This window comes from Pseudomonas sp. SIMBA_067 (assembly GCF_046534675.1).
GTDB lineage: Bacteria > Pseudomonadota > Gammaproteobacteria > Pseudomonadales > Pseudomonadaceae > Aquipseudomonas > Aquipseudomonas putida.
This window is the reverse complement of the sequence record NZ_JAWRYH010000497.1, coordinates 1-269: the sequence shown is the minus strand read 5'-3', so window position 1 is coordinate 269 and position 269 is coordinate 1. Positions and strand designations below refer to the sequence as shown.

General features: G+C 43.5%; 1 pseudogene. It reads left to right on the top strand.

From position 1 onward, the window contains the following. Positions 1 to 258: pseudogene (locus SB765_RS30055) on the top strand (IscS subfamily cysteine desulfurase); the annotation flags it as partial. Positions 259 to 269: the final 11 nt, after the last annotated feature.

Sequence of the window (269 nt, the reverse complement as noted above, 5' to 3'; positions counted from 1 at the left end):
ATTGCGGTATCGTCAGGTTCAGCCTGTACATCTGCAAGTTTAGAACCTTCTTACGTATTACGTGCATTAGGTCGTAACGACGAGCTAGCACATAGCTCAATTCGTTTTAGTATTGGCCGTTTTACCACCGAAGAAGAGATTGATTACACCGTTGAGCTAATGAAAAACTCGATTGGCCGTTTACGTGAAATGTCTCCTCTTTGGGAAATGCACCAAGAAGGTGTTGATTTAGATTCAGTTGAATGGGCGCACCACTAATTAGTGGAGCC